This is a genomic window from Neobacillus phoenicis (assembly GCF_047302305.1).
Lineage (GTDB): Bacteria > Bacillota > Bacilli > Bacillales > Cytobacillaceae > Neobacillus.
The window spans coordinates 662,650-682,956 of the sequence record NZ_CP154847.1; the positions used below are offsets into that span (position 1 = coordinate 662,650).

The following is a 20,307-nucleotide window of genomic DNA, read 5'->3' on the forward strand; positions in this document are numbered from 1 at the left end:
AGAAAATGGACGCGGAGGGGAATACTCTTGGAAAAGATCATCGTCCGCGGCGGACAAAGGCTTACAGGAACGGTTAAAGTAGAAGGCGCAAAAAATGCCGTCCTGCCTGTTATCGCTGCAACATTATTAGCAAGTGATGGAAAAAGTGTGATACGTGACGTACCTACACTCTCCGATGTATATACTATCAATGAAGTTTTACGCAACCTAAATGCTGAAGTCGTGTTCGAAAACAATACAGTTGTCGTCGATGCATCCAGAGAGTTGAAAGTAGAGGCGCCATTCGAATATGTTCGAAAAATGCGCGCGTCTGTTCTAGTCATGGGATCTTTGTTGGCACGCAATGGCCGTGCAAGAGTCGCTTTACCTGGCGGCTGTGCAATCGGATCTCGTCCAATCGACCAGCACTTAAAAGGCTTTGAAGCCATGGGTGCAACAGTGAAGGTTGGAAATGGCTTCATCGAAGCGGAGACCGAAGGCCGCTTAAAGGGAGCAAAGATTTACTTGGATTTCCCAAGTGTTGGTGCTACTGAGAACATCATGATGGCAGCAACTCTTGCACAGGGCACAACCATCATCGAGAACGTCGCAAAAGAACCAGAGATTGTCGATTTGGCTAATTTCTTAAATAAAATGGGCGCTAAAGTAAGAGGCGCAGGTACGGGCACGCTTCGTATTGAAGGTGTCGATGTGTTATTTGGTGCCGACCATAACATTATTCCTGACCGTATTGAAGCAGGTACCTTCATGGTTGCTGCTGCGATTACTGGCGGAAATGTATTAGTAAAGGGTGCAGTTCCAGAGCATCTTTCTTCTCTTATTGCAAAAATGGAGGAGATGGGTGTTGAAATCAATGAGGAAATGGACGGCGTTCGAGTAATCGGTCCTGATAAGTTAAAGGCCGTTGACATCAAAACGATGCCACATCCAGGATTCCCAACGGATATGCAATCCCAAATGATGGCGTTATTGCTTCGTGCAGAGGGGACTTCTATGATTACGGAAACGGTATTTGAAAACCGTTTTATGCACGTAGAAGAATTCCGCCGCATGAATGCAGATATCAAAATTGAAGGCCGTTCCGTTATTTTAAATGGTCCTTCTAACTTACAAGGTGCGGAAGTATCCGCAACAGACCTTCGTGCAGCAGCTGCATTAATCTTAACTGGTTTAGTGTCAGATGGCGTGACACGCGTGACTGAGTTGAAACACTTGGATCGCGGTTACGTTGATTTCCACGGCAAACTAGCTGGATTAGGCGCTGATATCGAACGCGTCAAAGAAGCAGACGAAATCTTCGTTGTAGAGGAAAAATTCGTCTCCGACATGAACGCTTAATGTAAATATTGAAGACAACGGACCCTGATGGATATCGGGGTCTGTTTTTTTATGGAGATTTGGTGCGCTGCACTTTGTGCGATGCTTTTTAAGCGGTGCCTGACTCCTTTATGGTGCCTGACACCGTTTGTGGACACTTGTGTGCGTGGGGTGGACACAGGGTTTGGTGATGGGTTTAGGTTTCAGCGGAGACTTTGTCGGGGGTCGGGGATTGTGTTCATTTTTATAAAAGTTTGTGTAATAAATGCTTGTCCGCTTCCATATGTATGAATGAGACGCAACTCGGCTGATTTGTGCCGGGTGTGAATTTTACAAACTGGAGGCACAATCATGAAAAAAATCAAACCACTCATCGTACTAGCGACACTCCTCATTGCCCTGACTTTAGTTGTTCCAGCTGTTCTTGTGTTACCGTTCTCGGATGAGCATAAGGCGAGCGGAAAATTAGGTGAAGACTTGAAGAAGACCTCTGCAGAGAATGCGAAAGCGGCGTCACCTTCCGCGGATGCTGCGGTCGAAGTAGCGGTGTTTCGTTCCGCAAAATCAAAGATCGAGACAGTAAACTTAGAAAATTATCTCGTTGGCGTTGTGGCAGCAGAGATGCCGGCAGATTTCAAAGAGGAAGCTCTTAAGGCCCAGGCACTAACAGCGAGAACGTATATTGTGAAGCGATTGGTCAGTAAGGATACGCTAGGGGCACCAAAAGGGGCTCAGGTCACGGACACACAAATCCACCAGGTGTACAAGAGCGATGATGAGCTGAGGAGAGCGTGGGGCGCGGATTATAATTGGAAAATGAAGAAGGTAGTGGAGGCGGTCCGTTCGACGGCGGGGCAAATTTTGACTTACAAGGGTGAGGCGATTCAGGCTACTTTTTTCTCTACCAGTAATGGTTATACTGAGAATTCGGAGGATTACTGGCCAGGTAATATTCCGTATTTGAGAAGTGTGTCGAGCCCGTGGGATAAGAGTTCACCGAAGTTTAATAGCCAAAAGGTGATGACGGTGAAGGAGTTTGAGGCGAAGCTGGGTGTGAAGGTGGGCACTGGTTCGCAGGTGGGCAAAATTGTGGAGCGCACGACGGGTAAGCGTGTGGCGAAGGTAGATTTTAATGGTAAGGTGCTGTCTGGAAAGGACATCCGCGAGAAGCTGGATCTTCGGTCGTCTGATTTTGCTTGGGAGCGCAAGGGCACGAATATTGTGATTACGACGAAGGGCTTCGGTCACGGCGTTGGGATGAGCCAGTATGGTGCAAACGGGATGGCAGAGGAAGGAAAGAGTTATAAGGATATTGTGAAGCACTATTATCAGGGGGTCGAGATTACGTCGGCAGAGAGTTTGATGGCGACGTTAACGGCGCAGAAGTAGTGGTGTGTGAAGGAAGCCGGGCTTGGGGTGCCTGGCTTTTTTTGTTTTGTTAATGGTGGTTGGTGAGTAAAATGGGGAAAGTGACGAATAAGTTGTGAAAGTTGACGAGTAAAATAGCAAAGTTGGCGAGTAAATAAAAAAATAGACGAGTAAATCAGCGAAAGTGACGAGTAAGAAAACAATTATATAAAAAGGGTAATTTTAAAGGCACTTCAAGAGGAGCACAACACATATTTTCAAAGGAAGATACCTGAGCCAGGCTGAACGCCTGGCTTTTTAGTGGAAAAGTGGGTGTATTTAAGTGGTTGGCGAGTAAAATGGGGTTTCTGACGAGTAAAGTGTGAAAGTTGACGAGTAAAATGAAAAGCAGACGAGTAATCGTAAAATTTGACGAGTAAACTGCCGAAAGTGACGAGTAAACCAAACAAAGCACCAGGAATCAATTAGAAGTTTACAAATCGTTCATAATTACTGTCGATTTTTGCAGGGATAAGAAACAAAGAAGAAGAATTTTTAGAAAAAAAGAAAGGGATGATGTGTTTGATCGCTAAAGAAATGCGTATAACGCCAAGAATGGATAAGCTTGAAGCACTTATTAGAAGATTGCCCGAGTTAAATCCAAAGTATCCTGAGGTGGTGGCTGAATATAAAAGAAGAATGGCTGGTTACCGAGGCGAGAAATCAGTGTACTTTTACTTAACTATGCTTCCTGACAAAGATTACATTATTTTTCATGGACTTCGGCTATTTGACGGACAATACTACTTTCAAATCGATTTCCTCTTATTATGTGCCAATTTTGCAATGGTTTTGGAGGTAAAGAATGTCGGTGGAGAACTATCCTTTGAAAAAGAGTTTAATCAAACGATGTGCAAAAGGAATGGTACAGAAGAAAGAGTTAAAAACCCTGTTCTACAAGCAAAACTGCAGGCAAAAAAACTAAAAGTTTGGCTAAGAGAACATAATTGTCCTGAGATTCCTATTCATTATTTTTTTGTAAATAGTAATGAAAAAACAATCATAAAGGCGGAACCAAAGAATGATTAAATGACTCTACATATCTGTAACAGTGAAAATGTATTAGAGAGAATTGAACAAATAGCCGCCTATTATAAAAAGGAACAATTAGACAAAAGAGAATTGAAAAAGATAACGCGCCTCCTTTTAACCAATCACACGCCTGATGACCCGAATATCCTTCAAGCCTACAATTTATCTCCAAAAGACATCCCTACAGGTGTACAATGTCCAGATTGTTTCACAATCCCAATGACCTATAAAGGTGGGAAATGGTGCTGTTTAAAATGTAATCTAATATCCAAAACCGCCCATGTTCCATCCATTAATGATTATTTTCTTATAATAAAGCCTTCGTTTACGAATGCCGAGATCTGTGAATTCTTGCATATTCCCACCATTCATGTTGGCAACAGGATCATAAAATCAATGAACCTTCCCCACACTGGAACATTTAAAAATCGTGTGTATCATAAACCGAAAAGCTAAAGTGTTCTTAGTATTTTTCCCAGCCGTTGAAATCTCCCTCCAAACAACGCCCCTCTTATAAAATAAAAACACACGCTAATTCCAATGATATCTTTGACAAAATCGAATAGCGATGATGAGCGGTAGGGTACGAACGATTGGTGAATTTCATCGCTGATTCCGTAGAGGGCGGCGAATATGGCGCAGGCTACGTTCAGGATGGGTGTTAACTGACCGCTTCGTGTTAAGAAGGCAAACACTAGTAAAACATACAAAATGGCAAACTCTATTAAATGCAAGGATTCCTTGATGATTGTGTCGAGGGATGCATCGGGCAGCTCGACAAAATGGTCGGATGGCAGGCTGGATTGAATCCAGATGATGGCCATGTATGCAAGGGGTAAAACACGTAAACCCCATTTTAATAGTAATTTCATAAGTATTTTCCTCCTAAGTAAAAAAATTTTCAGCTTCATGCATAAAAAGAATAGGTCTGTCGAAAAATAACTCCAAAAAAATTTTTTTGACTTGTGTATATAATTCTACTTATCTGTTCAGAATGATTGCTGAGGTGATGAAAATGAGAGAGGAAGAAAACAAACGATCTTCTCAAAGTTCCAGTGTAAAACGCTTTTTCAAGAAGCGTTGGGTATTTCCAGCCATCTATATCGCAAGTGCAGCAATCATTCTGACCGCAGTTCTATGGTTCCAAACTAGCAATAGTGCGACAGACAAATACGATTATAAGTCCACTGATCTTGCTGGTAAAAAGAATCAAACACCAGCTGTTGAAGTTAATAAAGCTCTTGAAAACTTCAAAATGCCGGTTGCCAAGGCTGATGATGCAGTCGTAAAAATGAAATTCTATGATTTCCAAGGCAAAGCAGAAGACCAGGAAGCAGCATTAGTATTCTACAACAATACGTATGTGCCAAACACTGGTATCGATATCACAATGAAAGACGGCGAAACGTTTGATGTAGTTGCATCATTAAGTGGTACCGTTACTCGTGTGGATGAAGATGCCGTCCTAGGAAACGTCATTGAAGTGGAGCACGACAAAGGTATTGTAACACAATATCAATCAGTTAAAGATATAAAGGTCAAGGTTGGCGAACAAGTAAAACAGGGACAAGTTCTTGCCAAGGCTGGACAAAGCTTGTTCAATGAAAAAGCTGGAACCCATGTACATTTTGAAATCCGTAAAGACGGTGTTGCTGTAAACCCAACGAATTATTTTGAAAAATCGTTAACGACATTACAGGAAGACAAGCTTTCGGATGACAAATCAAGTGATTCAGTAGATAGTCCACAAATCAAGGAAGATGAGCAGAAACTAGAAGATCCTGCAAACTCTACCGACGATAAAAAATCAGGCGACGACAAGTCTTCTGACGAAAAAACGGACGACGAATCAATGAACTCTACACAAAACAAAAATTCATAATAATGAATGTGACCAAAGGGGAAGGGGAATTACTTTCCTCTTTTTTTTGTGCAGATTTGTGGGTGTCTATGAATGGAGGACAAATGCCCACGTATGGTGCCTGACACCCAACTGTATCCAATTTATGTTAAAATGGAATTAAAGGGAGGGATTGGTTTGAGGAGAGTGGCAGGATTCTTGGTTGTAGTGCTTCTGATTGTTGCTGCGCTGGCCGGGTGCAGTAAGGAGCCGACACCGCAGGATCGGTTTTCGGAGTACATAGCCTTATGGAATAAGCAGAAGTTTGATCAGATGTATGGCTACCTTTCGCAGGATGCAAAGCAGAAAATCACCAAAGATGAGTTTACAACCCGCTATCAAAAAATCTACAAAGACCTTCAGATTACAGACCTCAAGATTCACTTCAAAAAACCGAAAGAGGATAAGCAGGCTGACAAGGAACAAGCCCAGTATTCTTTTACCGCAAAAATGAGCAGTATTGCTGGAACCATTCAATTTACCCAACAAGCTAAGTTACAAAAGGAAGAAAAAGACGATAAGAAAAACTGGTATGTAGACTGGAATACAGGGTTCATTTTTCCCAAGATGAAGGAAGGCGACAAGATCAGTTTGAGCACGGTGGCGCCGACGCGAGGGGAAATCCTTGACCGCAATGGCAATGGGCTAGCTGTGAATGGCCAGGTGTATGAGGTGGGTGTGGTCGCTGGGAAGGCGGATGAGGCGATCATCGCACAATTAGCACCGCTGTTAAAAATGCAGCCGGAACAGATTCAGAAGGCGCTAAGCGCTAGTTGGGTAAAGCCGGAGCTGTTTGTGCCGTTGAAAAAGGTATCGATGGACGATCAGGAGCGGATTGCCCAGTTGGTTGCCCTTGGGCCTGTCCAGACGCGTAAGGTTGGGGCAAGGGTTTATCCCTATAAGGAAGCGGCGGCGCAACTAATTGGCTATGTGGGGCCGATTACGGCGGATGAGCTGGAGAAGCGCAAGGATAAGGGCTATACAAGTAGAGATGTGATTGGGAAGCGCGGCCTTGAGCAGGTGCTGGATGAGCAGCTGAAGGGGACGAGCGGAGTGAAGATTATCATTAAAAAGAAGGATGGCGGCGAGGAAGTGCTCGCCGAGAAGCCTGTTGAGAATGGGCAGAATGTGAAGTTAACAATTGATGCGGAGTTGCAGCTGGCGGCATTCAATGAGATGAATGGGGAGGCCGGGACGGCGGCAGCGATGAATCCGATGACGGGTGAGACGCTAGCGCTTGTGAGCAGTCCGTCGTTTGATCCGAACCAGGCGGTGCTTGGATTCTCAGCGGATGAGTGGAAGTCGCTGCAGGAGGATGCAGGGAAGCCGTTAACGACGCGGTTTAAGCAACTGTATGCACCGGGGTCGGTGATGAAAGCAATCACGGCGTCTGTCGGGCTTGAGAAGGGTATGATTAACCCCGGGGAGGCGGTTCCGATTCTTGGGCCGAAGTGGCAAAAGGATCAGTCGTGGGGCGGCTATTTTGTGACGCGGGTCCATGTGGGCAGCCCGGTTAATTTGGAAAAAGCTCTCGTGTTCTCGGATAATATTTATTTCGCACAAGCAGCGTTAAAAATGGGGAAAGAGGGCTTTGCGGAAGGGTTGAAGAAGTTCGGGTTTGAAGAGGAGATGGGATACACGTATCCGCTCGAGACCTCTCAAATGGGAAAAATGGACAGTGAGATTGCGCTGGCGGATTCTGGTTATGGGCAGGGGCAGATACAGATGAATATTGTGCATTTGCTGGCGTCCTATACTCCGTTTGTTAATAATGGCAATATGATTAAACCGACGCTTTTGGCAGATGAAGATCAGGGGCAGGTGTGGAAGGAAGCGGCGGTTTCTAGTGAGCATGCTGCTATGATTGCTGCGGATTTACGGAAGATTGTCGGCGATGCGGGTGGAACGGCGCATGCGGCGGAGATGGCGGATTATCCTCTTTCAGGGAAAACGGGCACGGCTGAGATCAAGCTGAAGCAGGGGGTATTGGGTTCTGAGAATGGCTGGTTTATCGCGTATAATGCAAATTCGACAAGCTTGATGGTGGCAATGATGGTGGAAAATGTGCAGGACAGAGGCGGTTCCAAGGTGCCGGTGAAAAAGGTGAAGAATATCTTTATGAATTGGAAATAATGTTTGTTTTGTCGCCTGGGGGACTGGGCGTTTTTTTTTTGTCCCACCGCAGTTCTTGATAATTGTGGTGTTTATTATGGAGGCGGGTGTGTAGTTTAGTAGTTGGCGAGTAAAATGAGATTATTGACGAGTAAAGTGTAAAGTTTGACGAGCAAAATAAGAAAATCGACGAGTAAATCATATATTTGACAAGTAAATCATCGAAAGTGACGAGTAAGAAAGGAAATCATATAAAAAGGTAATTTTAAAGACATCTCAAGAGGGAATCTACACATAATTTTGAAGGAAGATATCAGAGCCAGGCTAAACGCCTGGCTTTTTAATGAAGGATTAGGTGTAGTTTCGTGGTTGTCGAGTAAAATGGGGAAAGTGACGAGTAAAATAGAAAATCGACAAGTAAATCATAAACTTGACAAGTAAATCATCGAAAGTGACGAGTAAGAAAGGCAATTATATAAAAAAGGTAATTTTAAAGGTATTTCAAGAAGTGATCAACTTATAATTTAAAAGGAAGATATTTAGAGGATGTCCGAGAAGGAGCTGAACTCACGTTTAATACTCATATATGGTGAATCTTTTAGGAAAAGTTCAGCTATTTGTTGAGGTTGTGGGGTCTGAAACTTTGTTTTGGGGGCTTCCTCTTTTTGTATCTAATTTGGTTCGGGATTGGAGAAGGTTTCTAATATCCGTGATTTTTTTGAGGAACGAGGGTTATTCTACGTGCCCGAACCAGGAAAGAAAGCAGGCCCCGGGAAACGTAGGAGTGTTCTATGTGCCCGAACCAGGAAAGAAAGCAGGCCCTGGGAAACGTAGGAGGGTTCTATGTGCCCGAACTAGGAAAGAAAGCAGGCCCCGGGGAACATAGGAGTGTTCTACGTGCCCGAACCAGTAGAGAAAGAGGGATCCGGGTAACGTAGCAAGGTTTTACGAATGCCCATGAGACAATTACGGCTTCCACTGATATTTCTCTAAATCAATTACCCCTCCAAGGCCGACCTCTACGCCTTCCGCCTCCAGCGACAGTACCTGCTCGTTATAGGCTTCATCTTCCTGCAGGGCGATCTGTCCTTTCACGTTGATGACGCGGTGCCAAGGGAGGCGGTGCTTCTTGCTCATGGAGTGGAGGATGCGGACGACTTGGCGGGCAGCGCGGGGGCTTCCGGCGAGACCGGCAATCTGGCCATAGGTCATAACCTTGCCTTCAGGGATGCCAAGAATAATTTTAATTACATTTTCGGTAAATGGAGTCATGGGTTTTGGTTCCTTTCAGGAAAATCCTTCTAAACAGTCTATGAACATTATATAATATTTTGAAAAAAGACAAGAGGGGAAGCAGCAGATGAAGACCTTACTTTTAACAGGGTTTGAACCATTTTTGGAGTTTCCGATTAATCCGACCGAGAAAATTGTAAAAGAACTTGATGGAGCCTGCATGGGTGGTTATCAAATAAAAGGTTTATTGTTGCCGGTTGATTACCAGGAGGCGGGGGAACGAATCCTAGAAGAAATCAAAAAACAAAGTCCAGATGTGGTGCTGTCCTTAGGTCTCGCGGCAGGGCGGTCAACGATCACTCCTGAGCGAATTGCCATCAATTGCCGCGATGGCGCGCCGGACAACAATGGTGTCGTGCTGAATGATGCTTCCATTATCGAGGATGGTCCGGATGGTTATTTTTCCACACTGCCAATAAGAAAATTCGTCAATAAGCTCAATGAGAGCGGCTTTCCGGCGAAGATATCAAATTCTGCCGGGACGTATCTTTGTAACAATGTCATGTATGTGGTGCTGCATGAAGTGAAGGACAGGCCAGCGGGATTTGTTCATATCCCCGCGTCGCATGAATTGGTGCTGAATGGAAAAAAAGAGCTGCTGTCTTGGTCAGAACGGGATTTATTGGAGGCCGTAAAAGTCATGATTGGCACTTTAGAATAATATTTTTTTGAAAAAATAGCCAATTTTCGTTCGACAAATTTCTTGGGAAATATTGCGCGCAATTCTATATTTCCACGCAGAAACCCTTGAAATATAGGCTTTTTCTAGAATGTCAAACGATGTTAAATTGTCCAATTTTCAAAAAACTTTTGAGATGCCTTGTCCCGTTTGTGGATTTTGTGCATAAACCCGTATCCAAGCTAATAAAATGGTTACAAACCTTTACAAAGAGAGTGTTTGAGGTGAAGAGTCGTTTGAAGTTAGCGGATATTCAGTCGGGGACATGATTATTCATTGTATTGTCAGAAGGTAGATTACTTTCTGTCGTGTGGAGTTCGACAAGGAACACTGATTTTGAAAGGCTGTCCATTGTATGCGGACAAATGTCTTTCGATGGTGCCTGACACCCATCCACACGGAAGCAGAATTCGTCGAAGTGATAAGCGGGTCTCATTTCACACTACTCACATCCATATTAGGGAGGGCGAGAGTGTGCACGATTACATCAAAGAGAGAACTATCAAGATTGGAAAGTATATCGTGGAGACGAGGAAAACGGTTCGCGTAATTGCGAAGGAGTTTGGCGTATCCAAAAGTACAGTCCATAAGGATTTGACAGAGAGACTTCCTGAAATTAATCCAGAGCTGGCAAATGAGGTAAAAGAAATTTTAGATTATCATAAATCGATTCGTCACCTCAGGGGTGGGGAAGCGACAAAGATGAAGTATCAAAAAGAAGAAAAGGAAGGCGAGGCTGTCAAATAAGCCGCAACAGCAGTGGGGAATATGGGGTTATCCGTGAAACCTTAAAAGACATTCTCTTGGAATCCTTCGTCAAGAAAACATTTCCGACATAATTCATCAAAATTCCAAGTAATTTATTTAAAACGTTATGGGAATTTTAAGGATTATGATACAATAGAAAATTAGGAAATGCATGTGGAATTCCGCTTTGAGGAGGAAAGAAAAGAGAATGTTTGCAAGGGATATTGGGATTGACTTAGGGACGGCTAACGTGCTGATTCACGTTAAAGGCCGTGGGATTGTGTTGAATGAGCCATCTGTCGTAGCAATTGATAAAAATACAAATAAAGTGCTTGCTGTTGGTGAGGAAGCTCGCCGCATGGTCGGCCGTACACCAGGCAACATTGTCGCGATCCGTCCGTTGAAAGATGGCGTTATCGCTGACTTTGATGTAACAGAAGCAATGCTGAAGCATTTTATTAATAAGTTAAACGTAAAGGGCTTTTTATCGAAGCCGCGCATTCTGATCTGCTGCCCAACGAACATCACAAGTGTTGAGCAAAAGGCGATTAAAGAAGCAGCTGAAAAGAGCGGCGGGAAAAAGATCTATCTTGAAGAAGAGCCAAAGGTAGCAGCAATCGGTGCTGGAATGGATATTTTCCAACCTAGCGGTAACATGGTAGTGGACATCGGGGGAGGAACGACGGATGTTGCAGTTCTTTCTATGGGCGATATCGTGACTTCTTCCTCCATTAAAATGGCCGGCGATAAGTTTGATATGGAAATCCTCAACTACATCAAGCGTGAGTACAAGCTCTTGATTGGTGAGCGTACGGCTGAAAATATTAAAATCAACATCGGTACCGTATTCCCTGGTTCTCGTTCAGAGGAAATGGAAATTCGCGGCCGTGACATGGTGAGCGGATTACCGCGCACAATTACGGTTCGTTCGGAAGAAATTGAGGGTGCCCTTCGTGAATCTGTGGCTGTAATTGTTCAGGCGGCGAAGAGTGTTCTTGAACGCACTCCACCAGAATTATCAGCGGACATCATTGATCGTGGCGTGATTTTAACTGGCGGTGGCGCATTGCTGCACGGAATCGACATGCTGCTTGCTGACGAATTGAAGGTTCCAGTTCTTGTAGCAGAAAATCCAATGGACTGTGTAGCGATCGGAACAGGTATCATGCTTGATAACATCGACCGCATTCCTAATCGCAAATTAGGGTAAGAGTTTTTTGTACATTTTTTATTGTTCGTGGTGGTATGACATCTAACCAATGATGAAATAGTCCCGAACTAAACATGAAAAGTCTAATGAAGCAGGCTGGACAAGCCTCGGTCATTGGGCTTTTTTATTTGGCTTAAATTCCTCTTTAATAAGCAGATTTTGCGTTTTTTTTACATCAATTGACTTTTTTCGCAAAAAATTAATGTGCAATGGGGAATATTTTTTTATAATAGAAGTAATGAAAATTTTTCAATAGTTTGCGAAAGCAATTTTTATATAGGAATTAAAGTTACCGATTTTAAAAAAGTTGGTTATAATATGTATAACTCACTGGGCCCATGGGGCAGTCCGGTTAAAGGGGAATTAGTGAATGTCTGTAAACAATCAAGCCAAGACAAGAGAAGAATATAAACGAACTAAATATGAAGAACAGCAAAAGGTGAAGGCTGAAAAGCAGAAAGCCAAAGATGAAAAAGCTGTGATGAAAAAGGAACGCGCGCAGGTGGATCGCACAAGTGAAAAGGTGGAGGCAGCACCGCACGTCCATAAACGCATCCGCATTCGTCTGATTCCAATTTGGCTTCGTCTGCTTCTTTTAGTGGTGTTCACATTTGTCAGCTTAATGGCTGGAACTGCGGTTGGCTACGGTGTGCTTGGCGGCGGGAAGGTTGCGGATGTTTTTAAAGGATCGACTTGGACACATATTCAGGATTTAGTGGATAAGAAATAAATCGTTGGGGAAGGGAGCGAAAGCCCTTCCCTTTTCTGTATCTTTTCTAGTAGAATAGAGAATAATAATAGTTGTTACTAGTAGGAGGTACTAATTCAATGCTTGATATCGAACAAATCAAAGAAATTATCCCGCACCGCTATCCATTTTTGCTTGTTGACCGCATCTTGGAAGTGGAAGAAGGCGTAAAAGCGGTTGGCATTAAGAATGTTTCAGCTAATGAGGAGTTTTTCAACGGGCATTTTCCGGATTATCCTGTGATGCCTGGTGTACTGATTGTTGAAGCACTGGCACAGGTTGGCGCAGTGGCTATGTTAAAAAAGGAAGAAAACCGTGGCCGCTTAGCATTTTTCGCTGGAATTGACGGCTGCCGTTTTAAAAAACAAGTAAAGCCTGGTGACCAGCTTCGTCTTGAAGTAGAAATTATCCGCCTGCGTGGCCCAATCGGAAAAGGGAAGGCCGTTGCAACGGTTGACGGCGAAGTGGCATGTGAAGCAGAAATTACGTTTGCGTTGGGTGAGAAAAAAGAATAAGTTTGTGATAAGACGACTGAAGCTAATGGGGCTTAGGTCGTTTTTTTATTTGTGGGAATTTTTGTAACTAGTGGTTGGCGAGTAAAATGAAGTTATTGACGAGTAAAGTATGAAAGTTGACGAGTAAAATGGGAAAACAGACGAGTAAATCATCCATTTGACGAGTAAATGATCGAAAGTGACGAGTAAGAAAGGAAATCATATAAAAAAGATACTTCAAGAGGGGTTCAACAGACAATTTCAGCAGACATAGCTGTAAAAAACTTCAAGCCATCATTTTTTTACCAATGGGAAAGATAAAAAAAGACCATTGCAAGTACAGGTCAAAACTTATTTGGTGAAAGGGGCTTTTGCGCTTGAAGAAGAAGTTAATTATGCTGCTTGCGGGTTCTGTTTTATCGGGTGTGTTGTTAGTGGGCTGTAACAATGACAGGGATGATCAAAATCCACCGCCACCGACAAATAACAATATTAACACACCGACAGATAACCGTATGAATAATGATTTAACACCTAACGATAATAACGATGTAATCGATGACAACATCATCGACCGCAACCATTATCCGGAATCTGAAGATAAGAATACGCCACACGATAAAGACCCAGGCAAGGACAACAACACCCCGCAAGAAGATATCATAGAGGATGATATCGACGTCAAAGACAGAGACAACAAAGACGAGTAAAACAAAAAGGACAGGCATCCGAGCCTGTCCTTTTCTCTACTAACTGAAAAACTTGTCCATTCTAAGCGAACAAGTGTCCACGAGTGGTGCCTGACACCATCAGTGTGCCTCCACCAATGACATCACCAAAGAATCGATCAAGGCCCAAAACCATTCGCAAATAGTACGGCAGCAAGAACGACTAAGACGATGAAGGCCAGGTAAAGGAGTCCGACGATGATTACCATAATCCAGCCAACCACTTTGCGGCCAGTTTTGATAAAGTAGATCCCTAAGGCAAACGGACCGAAGAAAAAGCCTAGAATAGCCCAAAGCCATGGACTTTTATTATGTTTCGGCGCGTCAACATATAAGAAAATAGCAATAATAATTTCAACTATAAAACTAACGATTCCTGACATAACTTCCCCCCTAAAAATAAATTTTTCTACTTACACTTTTAGTATCTCTAGGGAAACGGAAAAAATCAACATAAATGTTAATAATATTACTGTAAATACATAAAAAACCAATCCGAAGACTGGTCATGGTAAGAATCATAATTAAGGGTTTTTCACTTTAATCTTCGGTTTACTCTTCATTTTCTCCTTAAATTCCTTAAGAAGGGCAGCACCCTCCAGCCCTTTTTGCATCAGGCTATCGAGCAGCAGCTCTGAGTAATCACTTTTATTACGGCGGAGATGACCCTCGAACAACACACTGATGTGCTCTTCAAATTTATTTAAAGAAACAATCTTCGTCTGAAAATAAGCAGGCGTGTTCTCCTTCTTCGTAATCACAGCTTCAACAATTAAATCACGGCTTTGATTGTGAATCGTGTTAAAGAAATCATAGAGGGACAAATCTGTATACGCCTCAAGCAGCCAGGTGGAGCGCTCATCTTCCTTATTAAGAATTAAGCCGTCTTCTAAAGGAACTTCAACCGAAGTTTCACCATCCATAACGTCCAATGAGTATAACTTAAAAGATTTCATCGCAACCTCCAGTTACCTTTTTTCTAAATTATAACATATGTCGAGCAGAAGCAAATGTCGAAAAATATTTGTCGAGTTTTGTAAAAATCATATTTCGGTGATACGAAAAAGCCACTTTTTGACCAAAAGCTAGGGGGATAGCACACGTATCCGCACGAAAAGTCTCAGATACGTCATTTAGGGTCATTTTACAAGGGACGCCCCAGGGGTCTATGATGGAAGCATCAAATAAAAAGGAGATGAAACCATGATTAATCAGGTCACGCTTGTTGGCCGACTGACGAAGGATCCAGAATTAAAAAAGACGCCAGAAGGAAATTCCGTCGCACATGTCACTCTGGCGGTCAGCAGACATTTTCGGAACCACAACGGGGAGATAGAGGCCGATTTCGTGCAATGTGCACTTTGGCGAAAGGCCGCTGAAAACACATGCCAATACTGTCGGAAGGGCTCAGTTGTAGGAATCACTGGCAGATTGCAAACCCGGAATTACGAAAATAAAGAAGGAAAAAGAGTGTACGTTACAGAGGTGGTGGTGGAAACAATCCGTTTCCTAAGTGCCAAGCCTCACGATGTGGTGACAGAGCAAAAAAGGGAGGAAGCGAGCGTTGGAATTTAGCAGCGAAGCAGCAAGGAATCTAGAACAGTTACTAGAAACATTGATAAAGATGGTTGGAAAATCCAATCAAAAAATTGACAGCCTGGAAAAACGGGTCAGCCAGTTGGAATGGCTCCTCAGGGAACAGCAGTTAGAGCAAAGGGACAGAACTCCAATCTCAATGTACTCCAGAACCCCACACCTTTCTTCTGAAAAAATTTCCTTTCATCTGTGATCCTACATTATTAAGATTCGAACATTTTCACCCAAGACGTACGAGTAGCTTTCCGGCGAGTTTTTGAAGATTTCCCCGCAACAGATCCCAGTTGTTACAAAGAATCAAAGACTTCTCCGTATGCATCCCCGTTTTTTCCGGCTAACCATTGCCGGAATTTTTTTTTTGAAGAAGGCTGTGTTAAAGAGCATTGTTGATTTTTATACACTGTTGATTGGAGCGGAAGGCACGAAGACTCCTGCGGGAGTACGGGGCAGGGGAGACCCCGCAGGAGCGAAGCGACGAGGAGGCTCCCCGGCACGCCCGCGAACCGCTCGTGCCTGGAGCGGAAATCAACAGACAAGTTTAACGAAGTCTTGCAGAAAAAAATACGGTGTCAGGCACCGAAGGATAATTTTTAGGTTTAAATTTCAGCGAGAGGGGTAAACTAATTGAAAAACCCCCCTGTTTTTTTGATAGGAAGCCGCTGAACACGTGTCAGCGGCTTCTTTGATGTTTTGCCCCTCATATTGAAAAAATTACCTGTCCACTTTAAAAATTGGTTTTATGCCGCTTATAAATTTTAAGATTCCCAAAAAATTAGGTATTTCGTTGCAGGAAAAAATAAAATTATTGTCGAATAGTAAACAGCGATGTCATATATTGTATATTTGGAGGTATTTGATTGAATGAAAAGGTTGCCTTAATATTTATTGGAGAACAAGTAAGTAAGCAAGAATGCCGGATTAAAAGCAAGCCTAGTTTTTCTGATGCAGTCGTCCTCTCAAATCAGTCATCCCATCAAACAACATGTGTTTCCTATCAGCACATTCTACTAGATTACAAAAACAATTCGTTTCAAATCTCTGATTCCGATATTGAACTCACCTGTGACAGAGACTCATTAAAGATCACGCAAGGAAGTAAATGCAAACAGCTTACGGAAGAAGAGGTATTTGACATCATCAATAACTTTGTCTTCAAAAAAGGAAACAAAGTTACCTTCCTACGTACCATCCCATACCGTAAAAGCAAAAAACGGAAAAAGAACAAGAACCGCGTCCTCGCGGTAGGAATGAAACTAGAGGTCGAATAACCGAAGTACGAGCGAAGTGTCCTTTCAGGGTGGACAATGTCCACGGACGGTGCCTGACACCATCCACTGACACCATTCACCATTGCTGTCAAATGCTGGCGCTGTTATGACACAGAATTGACACTTTCCTCACAAATAAGACAAAATGTGATACACATTTAATATTCTTGTAACATAACTGGTACATTAATCTGTTATAAATAGGTTAATAAGGAGGGGGAAGCGTATGCAAAAGACAACTAAGCGTATAATTCTCATGTTACTTACAATGATGTTATGTGTATCAGGGAATATGATTACATATGCACAAACCAATAGTGATGCCCTACATAATGCTAAACAAGCGCTAGACGAAAAAACTAGATTAGTAGAGCAAAAAGAGCAAGAAAAACAAGCGGTTAATAAAGAAATAGAAAATATTCAACATGAGTTAGAGTCTTTATACAACACCATTACGGCCAACAAAGATGCGATGGCCAAAACACAGAAGAAGATGGATGAGACCAATCAATTGATTGAGGCAAAGAAAGAGGAAATCGTTCAATTAGAGGACAAAATCCTTGCCCGCAGAGATATTATGAAGCAAAGAGCTGTTGCAATGCAGCAAAATAATAATATCAATCTGATGATCAACCTATTCTTTGAATCTGACAGTATCTCTGATTTCATCCAGCGTGCGAGCGCAGCATCCACCCTGATCGATGCAGATAAAGATATCTTGACGGCCCAAAAAGAGGACCTTCAACAGATTGAGAAGGACAAGGCAGAGATCGACAAGCAGGAGCAGGCACTGGAGAAAGAAAGACAAACCCTAGCCGAGCAACAGGCGGAGCTTGATCAAAACCTGCAAAAGAGACAACAAACATTAACTGCCATGCAGGAAAAATATAATGCCATTACACAACAAATGGCGCTTGCCGAGCAGCAGAAAGCTGGCATTGAGTCACAAATGAAATCGATTCAAGCAAAAATTAGCCAAGAAGCAGCCGCTGCAAAAGCGCGCCCTGTTTCAAAACCAGCCACTTCACCAAGCAATGATGCCGGTGTAGCGATTAGTGGCAAAGAGATGTATGTAACAGCAACGGCTTATACTCCGTATGATTCTGGATCGATTACGGCTTTAGGCTACAATATCGGAGCGAACCCGAACATGAAATTAATCGCTGTCGATCCATCCGTCATCCCACTTGGAAGTAAAGTATGGGTAGAAGGATACGGCGTAGCAATCGCTGGGGACACTGGCGGTGCCATCAAGGGTCATAAAATCGACATCCTCGTGCCAACGAAAGCACAGGCACTTCAATGGGGAAGAAGAACTGTTAAAGTTGTTATTTTACAGTAGAACAGGAAAGAGCTTGGAGTCCACCTCCAAGCTCTATTTTTATGTTTATTTTCGCCTATTCTCCGGCTGCTTCAGCCAATAACGAAGCCCTTTTCCCGCTAACGGTTCATCGTTATACCTCGGGATAACATGTAAATGACTATGCAAAATCGTTTGATTGGAAGCCTCACCGACATTCCAGCCAAGAGTATACCCATCCGGTGAGAATCTTTCATCGAGATAACCCTTCGCTTTTTGTAAAAGCTCATAGGTATCGTTCCACTCTTCTGGTGTTAGTTCAAACGCATTCGCATGGTGCTTTTTCGGAACAATCACACCAGAGCCTTCCAATATATCCTGCTCTCGATTATGCTGCAAAAAGTAACACGTCTCATTTTCAAATATAATATGCTGATCCTCATCTTGATGTGGGGAACAGAACGGGCAATTTACTGCATAACTCACCTAAAATCTTCCTCTCATTTCTTAGTTATGGCTCGCTGACTTCAAGGATACTTCTGTCTCGCCCCCGTGAACCCGTTGATCCAAAGCTGGCAAGATCCGGTTAAATATTATAATTCCGATGACGCCCATGCTACTGATAAAAATCGTCGTCACCATGCTGGATAAAAACGAACTCAATGTTACGGTGATGGAACAGATGAGCATCGCGAGATTAAATGTTAACCCGGACACCGCCATATAAGAGCTCCGCGCGTGTTCCGGCGGCAGCTCTGCCATGTAGTTTTGCTGCACAGGCACGCGAAGTACCTCAGCGACCGTCGCTGCCAGCATCGCGACAAACAAAAGCCAGATATTATTGGAATACGAAATCACAGCATACCCCACAACAAACACAATACAGCTAACGATCAAGGTATTTCGATCCTTAAAGCGATCCACGATTTTAGTCGCCACCAGGGCCATCAACACGACAAGAATTGTATTTTCTGTTCGCAGGAACCCGAGCATTTCGATTCCTCCGAAGGTCCAGCCGAAAAGATGCTGTTCGCTCATCTCATTCGCCAGGCGAATCCCGATATAATTAGTCAGCTGGAATTCCATCGACAAAACGAGCAAGCCTGCTAAGACAAAGAGAATAAACACTCGATCGAGAAATACTTCCTTGTAGCCGTTCAACATCCCGTGCACATGGTCCCTGACTGCTTTACCAGCCATTTTTTCAGTGGCGTAGCTTTCTTCAATAAAAAAGGTGATGAGTACCCATGTCAGTAAAGCCGCAGCCGACAGCGCCAGCAGCAATTCAAATAAGTAATTTTTAAAAAGGAATCCACCGATGATACCGCCGAGCGCAATCGACAGGTTATTGGCCCAATACATAATGGAATACATGGCTTTCCGTTCCTCAGGCTTACTTACATCAATCAGCATCGCCTGAGTGGCCGGCCCCGCCAGTCCCCAGCAAATACTGTTCGCCGTCATCGTAAAAAACGTCAACACTGGAGAGAAGAACCACGGAGAATTACTCAGCATCATAGTGAAAAAAGCAAAGAACCTTAGTGTTTCGGCAAACACAATCACCTTTTTTCGGCCAAACTGATCGGAAAAATAGCCGCCGAAAAAGTTGATCACGATGCCGATGAACACATTTACGAGCAGCAATAAGCCGGCCGATTTTGCCCCGAAATGATGAGATAAATAGATCGCCATAAAGGGGAAAATCATTCCGCCGATGGTCGAGCTTAGAAAAGACTCGACCAGTCGTATTTTTATATTTCGATGAAACTTCAAGATATTCATATTATTTTCTCCTAACCTAGGTTTCTAGCTCCTTCAAGCGGTTGGAAAAGGTCTCTGTCCAATCTTTTGAAAGTTCGGCGAGACTCAGCATTTTCTTCATCCCGTCAAGATTCTTCTTGTCTTTATATTTCAGTTTGTTTGCGTAAGAAATACTTACACTTTCGGGGTTCCGCTCCACTAGTTTCAAAGAATCCATGCTCGAAACATAGCCTTCTTGTAAAACACGGAAATAGAATCCGGTATAGCCGGTATGCTGCACCATCAGAGGCAGTTTTGGCTGTTTCAGTTTGGTCGCCAATTTAAAACAAGGCTGCCGTGGCTGCGTTACCTGCACAACGGCTTCCCCCAGTTCGAACACATCTCCGATAAAAATATCTTCCTCGGTGATCCCTGTTACTGTTAGGTTCTCGCCAAAGGCCCCGACCTCAAGCATCGTATCAAGCACACTTTCCCAAAACGAATAATGGTCATGGGAATAGACGCAAACGGCTTTATCAGGCCCGCCGTGAAAATTTAAATCAGCCTGCTGGTCGCCTTCGAAATTTAGTGTCGAAAGAAACACCTTTCCATGAACCGGCTTTTTATCGATTGCAGAAAGCAAAGTTTTCTCTCCGTATGTAAATTCCTGCGGTGTCCGCACGTTAATGGATAATACAGTTATGTCATTCATTTGGTTTCCTCCTCTATCAGGAAC

Annotated in this window: 23 protein-coding genes; 16 read left to right on the forward strand and 7 right to left on the reverse strand. The window is 43.3% G+C overall.

The window, feature by feature from the left end:
• The first annotated feature begins 27 nt into the window (after nucleotides 1–27).
• From murA to AA0X95_RS03385, 4 genes are all read left to right on the forward strand, one after another.
• The gene (gene murA / locus AA0X95_RS03370; RefSeq protein ID WP_413305355.1) at nucleotides 28–1,338 is read left to right on the forward strand and encodes a UDP-N-acetylglucosamine 1-carboxyvinyltransferase; all 1,311 of its coding nucleotides are present in this window, start codon (nucleotides 28–30) and stop codon (nucleotides 1,336–1,338) included.
• A gap of 330 nt (nucleotides 1,339–1,668) precedes the next feature.
• Nucleotides 1,669–2,706: a stage II sporulation protein D gene (gene spoIID, locus AA0X95_RS03375; protein WP_413305358.1), complete on the forward strand. Its 1,038-nt coding sequence runs from the start codon at nucleotides 1,669–1,671 to the stop codon at nucleotides 2,704–2,706.
• Nucleotides 2,707–3,246: 540 nt separating this feature from the next.
• Nucleotides 3,247–3,753 (forward strand): nuclease-related domain-containing protein, encoded by a 507-nt coding sequence (locus AA0X95_RS03380; protein ID WP_413305360.1) that lies wholly within the window; start codon nucleotides 3,247–3,249, stop codon nucleotides 3,751–3,753.
• Complete coding sequence (locus AA0X95_RS03385; RefSeq protein WP_413305362.1) at nucleotides 3,754–4,212, forward strand: hypothetical protein; 459 nt, start codon at nucleotides 3,754–3,756, stop codon at nucleotides 4,210–4,212.
• Here AA0X95_RS03385 and AA0X95_RS03390 read toward each other — a convergent pair.
• A complete protein-coding gene (locus tag AA0X95_RS03390) occupies nucleotides 4,209–4,628 on the reverse strand; it encodes a VanZ family protein (RefSeq protein ID WP_413305364.1) in 420 nt (139 codons plus the stop codon). The two genes, AA0X95_RS03385 and AA0X95_RS03390, sit on opposite strands and share 4 nt — an antisense overlap.
• Nucleotides 4,629–4,771: 143 nt before the next feature.
• On the opposite strand from AA0X95_RS03390, the gene AA0X95_RS03395 reads away from it, so the two are divergent.
• Nucleotides 4,772–5,638, forward strand: a complete 867-nt coding sequence (locus AA0X95_RS03395; RefSeq protein ID WP_413305366.1) for a peptidoglycan DD-metalloendopeptidase family protein — start codon at nucleotides 4,772–4,774, stop codon at nucleotides 5,636–5,638.
• Between the two features lie 165 nt (nucleotides 5,639–5,803).
• Nucleotides 5,804–7,789, forward strand: a complete 1,986-nt coding sequence (locus AA0X95_RS03400; RefSeq protein WP_413309827.1) for a penicillin-binding transpeptidase domain-containing protein — start codon at nucleotides 5,804–5,806, stop codon at nucleotides 7,787–7,789.
• Between the two features lie 945 nt (nucleotides 7,790–8,734).
• On the opposite strand, the gene AA0X95_RS03405 is transcribed toward AA0X95_RS03400, so the two are convergent.
• The gene (locus AA0X95_RS03405) at nucleotides 8,735–9,040 is read right to left on the reverse strand and encodes an MGMT family protein (RefSeq protein ID WP_413305368.1); all 306 of its coding nucleotides are present in this window, start codon (nucleotides 9,038–9,040) and stop codon (nucleotides 8,735–8,737) included.
• A gap of 88 nt (nucleotides 9,041–9,128) precedes the next feature.
• Here AA0X95_RS03405 and AA0X95_RS03410 point away from each other — a divergent pair, with 88 nt between their 5' ends.
• The 6 genes from AA0X95_RS03410 (at nucleotide 9,129) to AA0X95_RS03435 (ending at nucleotide 13,649) form a co-directional block, all read left to right on the forward strand.
• Nucleotides 9,129–9,722, forward strand: coding sequence for a pyroglutamyl-peptidase I (locus AA0X95_RS03410; protein WP_413305370.1), 594 nt, complete (start codon nucleotides 9,129–9,131; stop codon nucleotides 9,720–9,722).
• Nucleotides 9,723–10,214: 492 nt separating this feature from the next.
• Nucleotides 10,215–10,487 carry a sporulation transcriptional regulator SpoIIID gene (gene spoIIID / locus AA0X95_RS03415; protein ID WP_007086083.1) on the forward strand — a complete coding sequence of 91 codons (273 nt, stop codon included), beginning with the start codon at nucleotides 10,215–10,217 and terminating at the stop codon, nucleotides 10,485–10,487.
• A 208-nt stretch (nucleotides 10,488–10,695) separates the two neighbouring features.
• Nucleotides 10,696–11,697, forward strand: coding sequence for a rod shape-determining protein (locus AA0X95_RS03420; protein WP_309857771.1), 1,002 nt, complete (start codon nucleotides 10,696–10,698; stop codon nucleotides 11,695–11,697).
• 370 nt (nucleotides 11,698–12,067) lie between these two features.
• A complete protein-coding gene (locus AA0X95_RS03425) occupies nucleotides 12,068–12,427 on the forward strand; it encodes a DNA-directed RNA polymerase subunit beta (protein WP_413305373.1) in 360 nt (119 codons plus the stop codon).
• 98 nt (nucleotides 12,428–12,525) lie between these two features.
• The gene (gene fabZ, locus AA0X95_RS03430; protein ID WP_413305376.1) at nucleotides 12,526–12,960 is read left to right on the forward strand and encodes a 3-hydroxyacyl-ACP dehydratase FabZ; all 435 of its coding nucleotides are present in this window, start codon (nucleotides 12,526–12,528) and stop codon (nucleotides 12,958–12,960) included.
• Nucleotides 12,961–13,316: 356 nt separating this feature from the next.
• Nucleotides 13,317–13,649, forward strand: coding sequence for a hypothetical protein (locus tag AA0X95_RS03435; protein ID WP_413305379.1), 333 nt, complete (start codon nucleotides 13,317–13,319; stop codon nucleotides 13,647–13,649).
• A 137-nt stretch (nucleotides 13,650–13,786) separates the two neighbouring features.
• Here the strand turns inward: AA0X95_RS03435 and AA0X95_RS03440 are convergent, their stop codons facing one another.
• Nucleotides 13,787–14,050: a hypothetical protein gene (locus AA0X95_RS03440; RefSeq protein ID WP_413305382.1), complete on the reverse strand. Its 264-nt coding sequence runs from the start codon at nucleotides 14,048–14,050 to the stop codon at nucleotides 13,787–13,789.
• A 141-nt stretch (nucleotides 14,051–14,191) separates the two neighbouring features.
• The gene (locus tag AA0X95_RS03445; RefSeq protein ID WP_413305384.1) at nucleotides 14,192–14,623 is read right to left on the reverse strand and encodes a YwpF-like family protein; all 432 of its coding nucleotides are present in this window, start codon (nucleotides 14,621–14,623) and stop codon (nucleotides 14,192–14,194) included.
• Between the two features lie 247 nt (nucleotides 14,624–14,870).
• Here AA0X95_RS03445 and ssb point away from each other — a divergent pair, with 247 nt between their 5' ends.
• The 4 genes from ssb (at nucleotide 14,871) to AA0X95_RS03465 (ending at nucleotide 17,873) form a co-directional block, all read left to right on the forward strand.
• Nucleotides 14,871–15,242: a single-stranded DNA-binding protein gene (gene ssb, locus AA0X95_RS03450; protein ID WP_413305387.1), complete on the forward strand. Its 372-nt coding sequence runs from the start codon at nucleotides 14,871–14,873 to the stop codon at nucleotides 15,240–15,242.
• The gene (locus tag AA0X95_RS03455; RefSeq protein WP_413305390.1) at nucleotides 15,232–15,456 is read left to right on the forward strand and encodes a hypothetical protein; all 225 of its coding nucleotides are present in this window, start codon (nucleotides 15,232–15,234) and stop codon (nucleotides 15,454–15,456) included. The genes ssb and AA0X95_RS03455 overlap by 11 nt, the downstream gene beginning before the upstream one ends.
• Before the next feature lie 664 nt (nucleotides 15,457–16,120).
• Complete coding sequence (locus AA0X95_RS03460) at nucleotides 16,121–16,531, forward strand: hypothetical protein (protein WP_413305393.1); 411 nt, start codon at nucleotides 16,121–16,123, stop codon at nucleotides 16,529–16,531.
• A 226-nt stretch (nucleotides 16,532–16,757) separates the two neighbouring features.
• Nucleotides 16,758–17,873 (forward strand): 3D domain-containing protein, encoded by a 1,116-nt coding sequence (locus AA0X95_RS03465; protein WP_413305395.1) that lies wholly within the window; start codon nucleotides 16,758–16,760, stop codon nucleotides 17,871–17,873.
• 45 nt (nucleotides 17,874–17,918) lie between these two features.
• On the opposite strand, the gene AA0X95_RS03470 is transcribed toward AA0X95_RS03465, so the two are convergent.
• From AA0X95_RS03470 to AA0X95_RS03480, 3 genes are read right to left on the reverse strand one after another with little or no spacing between them, the layout of a single operon-like run.
• Nucleotides 17,919–18,317 (reverse strand): HIT family protein, encoded by a 399-nt coding sequence (locus AA0X95_RS03470; protein ID WP_413305397.1) that lies wholly within the window; start codon nucleotides 18,315–18,317, stop codon nucleotides 17,919–17,921.
• Between the two features lie 21 nt (nucleotides 18,318–18,338).
• Nucleotides 18,339–19,613: an MFS transporter gene (locus AA0X95_RS03475; RefSeq protein ID WP_413305399.1), complete on the reverse strand. Its 1,275-nt coding sequence runs from the start codon at nucleotides 19,611–19,613 to the stop codon at nucleotides 18,339–18,341.
• Between the two features lie 16 nt (nucleotides 19,614–19,629).
• Nucleotides 19,630–20,283: an MOSC domain-containing protein gene (locus AA0X95_RS03480; protein WP_413305401.1), complete on the reverse strand. Its 654-nt coding sequence runs from the start codon at nucleotides 20,281–20,283 to the stop codon at nucleotides 19,630–19,632.
• Nucleotides 20,284–20,307: the final 24 nt, after the last annotated feature.

Coding starts and splice junctions, on each gene's coding strand:
- AA0X95_RS03420 (WP_309857771.1), top strand. CDS start 10,696: ATGTTTGCAAGGGATATTGGGATTGACTTAGGGACGGCTAACGTGCTG.
- fabZ (WP_413305376.1), top strand. CDS start 12,526: ATGCTTGATATCGAACAAATCAAAGAAATTATCCCGCACCGCTATCCA.
- AA0X95_RS03480 (WP_413305401.1), bottom strand. CDS start 20,283: ATGAATGACATAACTGTATTATCCATTAACGTGCGGACACCGCAGGAA.
- AA0X95_RS03465 (WP_413305395.1), top strand. CDS start 16,758: ATGCAAAAGACAACTAAGCGTATAATTCTCATGTTACTTACAATGATG.
- AA0X95_RS03410 (WP_413305370.1), top strand. CDS start 9,129: ATGAAGACCTTACTTTTAACAGGGTTTGAACCATTTTTGGAGTTTCCG.
- AA0X95_RS03440 (WP_413305382.1), bottom strand. CDS start 14,050: ATGTCAGGAATCGTTAGTTTTATAGTTGAAATTATTATTGCTATTTTC.
- AA0X95_RS03385 (WP_413305362.1), top strand. CDS start 3,754: ATGACTCTACATATCTGTAACAGTGAAAATGTATTAGAGAGAATTGAA.
- AA0X95_RS03445 (WP_413305384.1), bottom strand. CDS start 14,623: ATGAAATCTTTTAAGTTATACTCATTGGACGTTATGGATGGTGAAACT.
- AA0X95_RS03395 (WP_413305366.1), top strand. CDS start 4,772: ATGAGAGAGGAAGAAAACAAACGATCTTCTCAAAGTTCCAGTGTAAAA.
- spoIID (WP_413305358.1), top strand. CDS start 1,669: ATGAAAAAAATCAAACCACTCATCGTACTAGCGACACTCCTCATTGCC.
- AA0X95_RS03475 (WP_413305399.1), bottom strand. CDS start 19,613: ATGAATATCTTGAAGTTTCATCGAAATATAAAAATACGACTGGTCGAG.
- AA0X95_RS03390 (WP_413305364.1), bottom strand. CDS start 4,628: ATGAAATTACTATTAAAATGGGGTTTACGTGTTTTACCCCTTGCATAC.
- ssb (WP_413305387.1), top strand. CDS start 14,871: ATGATTAATCAGGTCACGCTTGTTGGCCGACTGACGAAGGATCCAGAA.
- AA0X95_RS03425 (WP_413305373.1), top strand. CDS start 12,068: ATGTCTGTAAACAATCAAGCCAAGACAAGAGAAGAATATAAACGAACT.
- AA0X95_RS03405 (WP_413305368.1), bottom strand. CDS start 9,040: ATGACTCCATTTACCGAAAATGTAATTAAAATTATTCTTGGCATCCCT.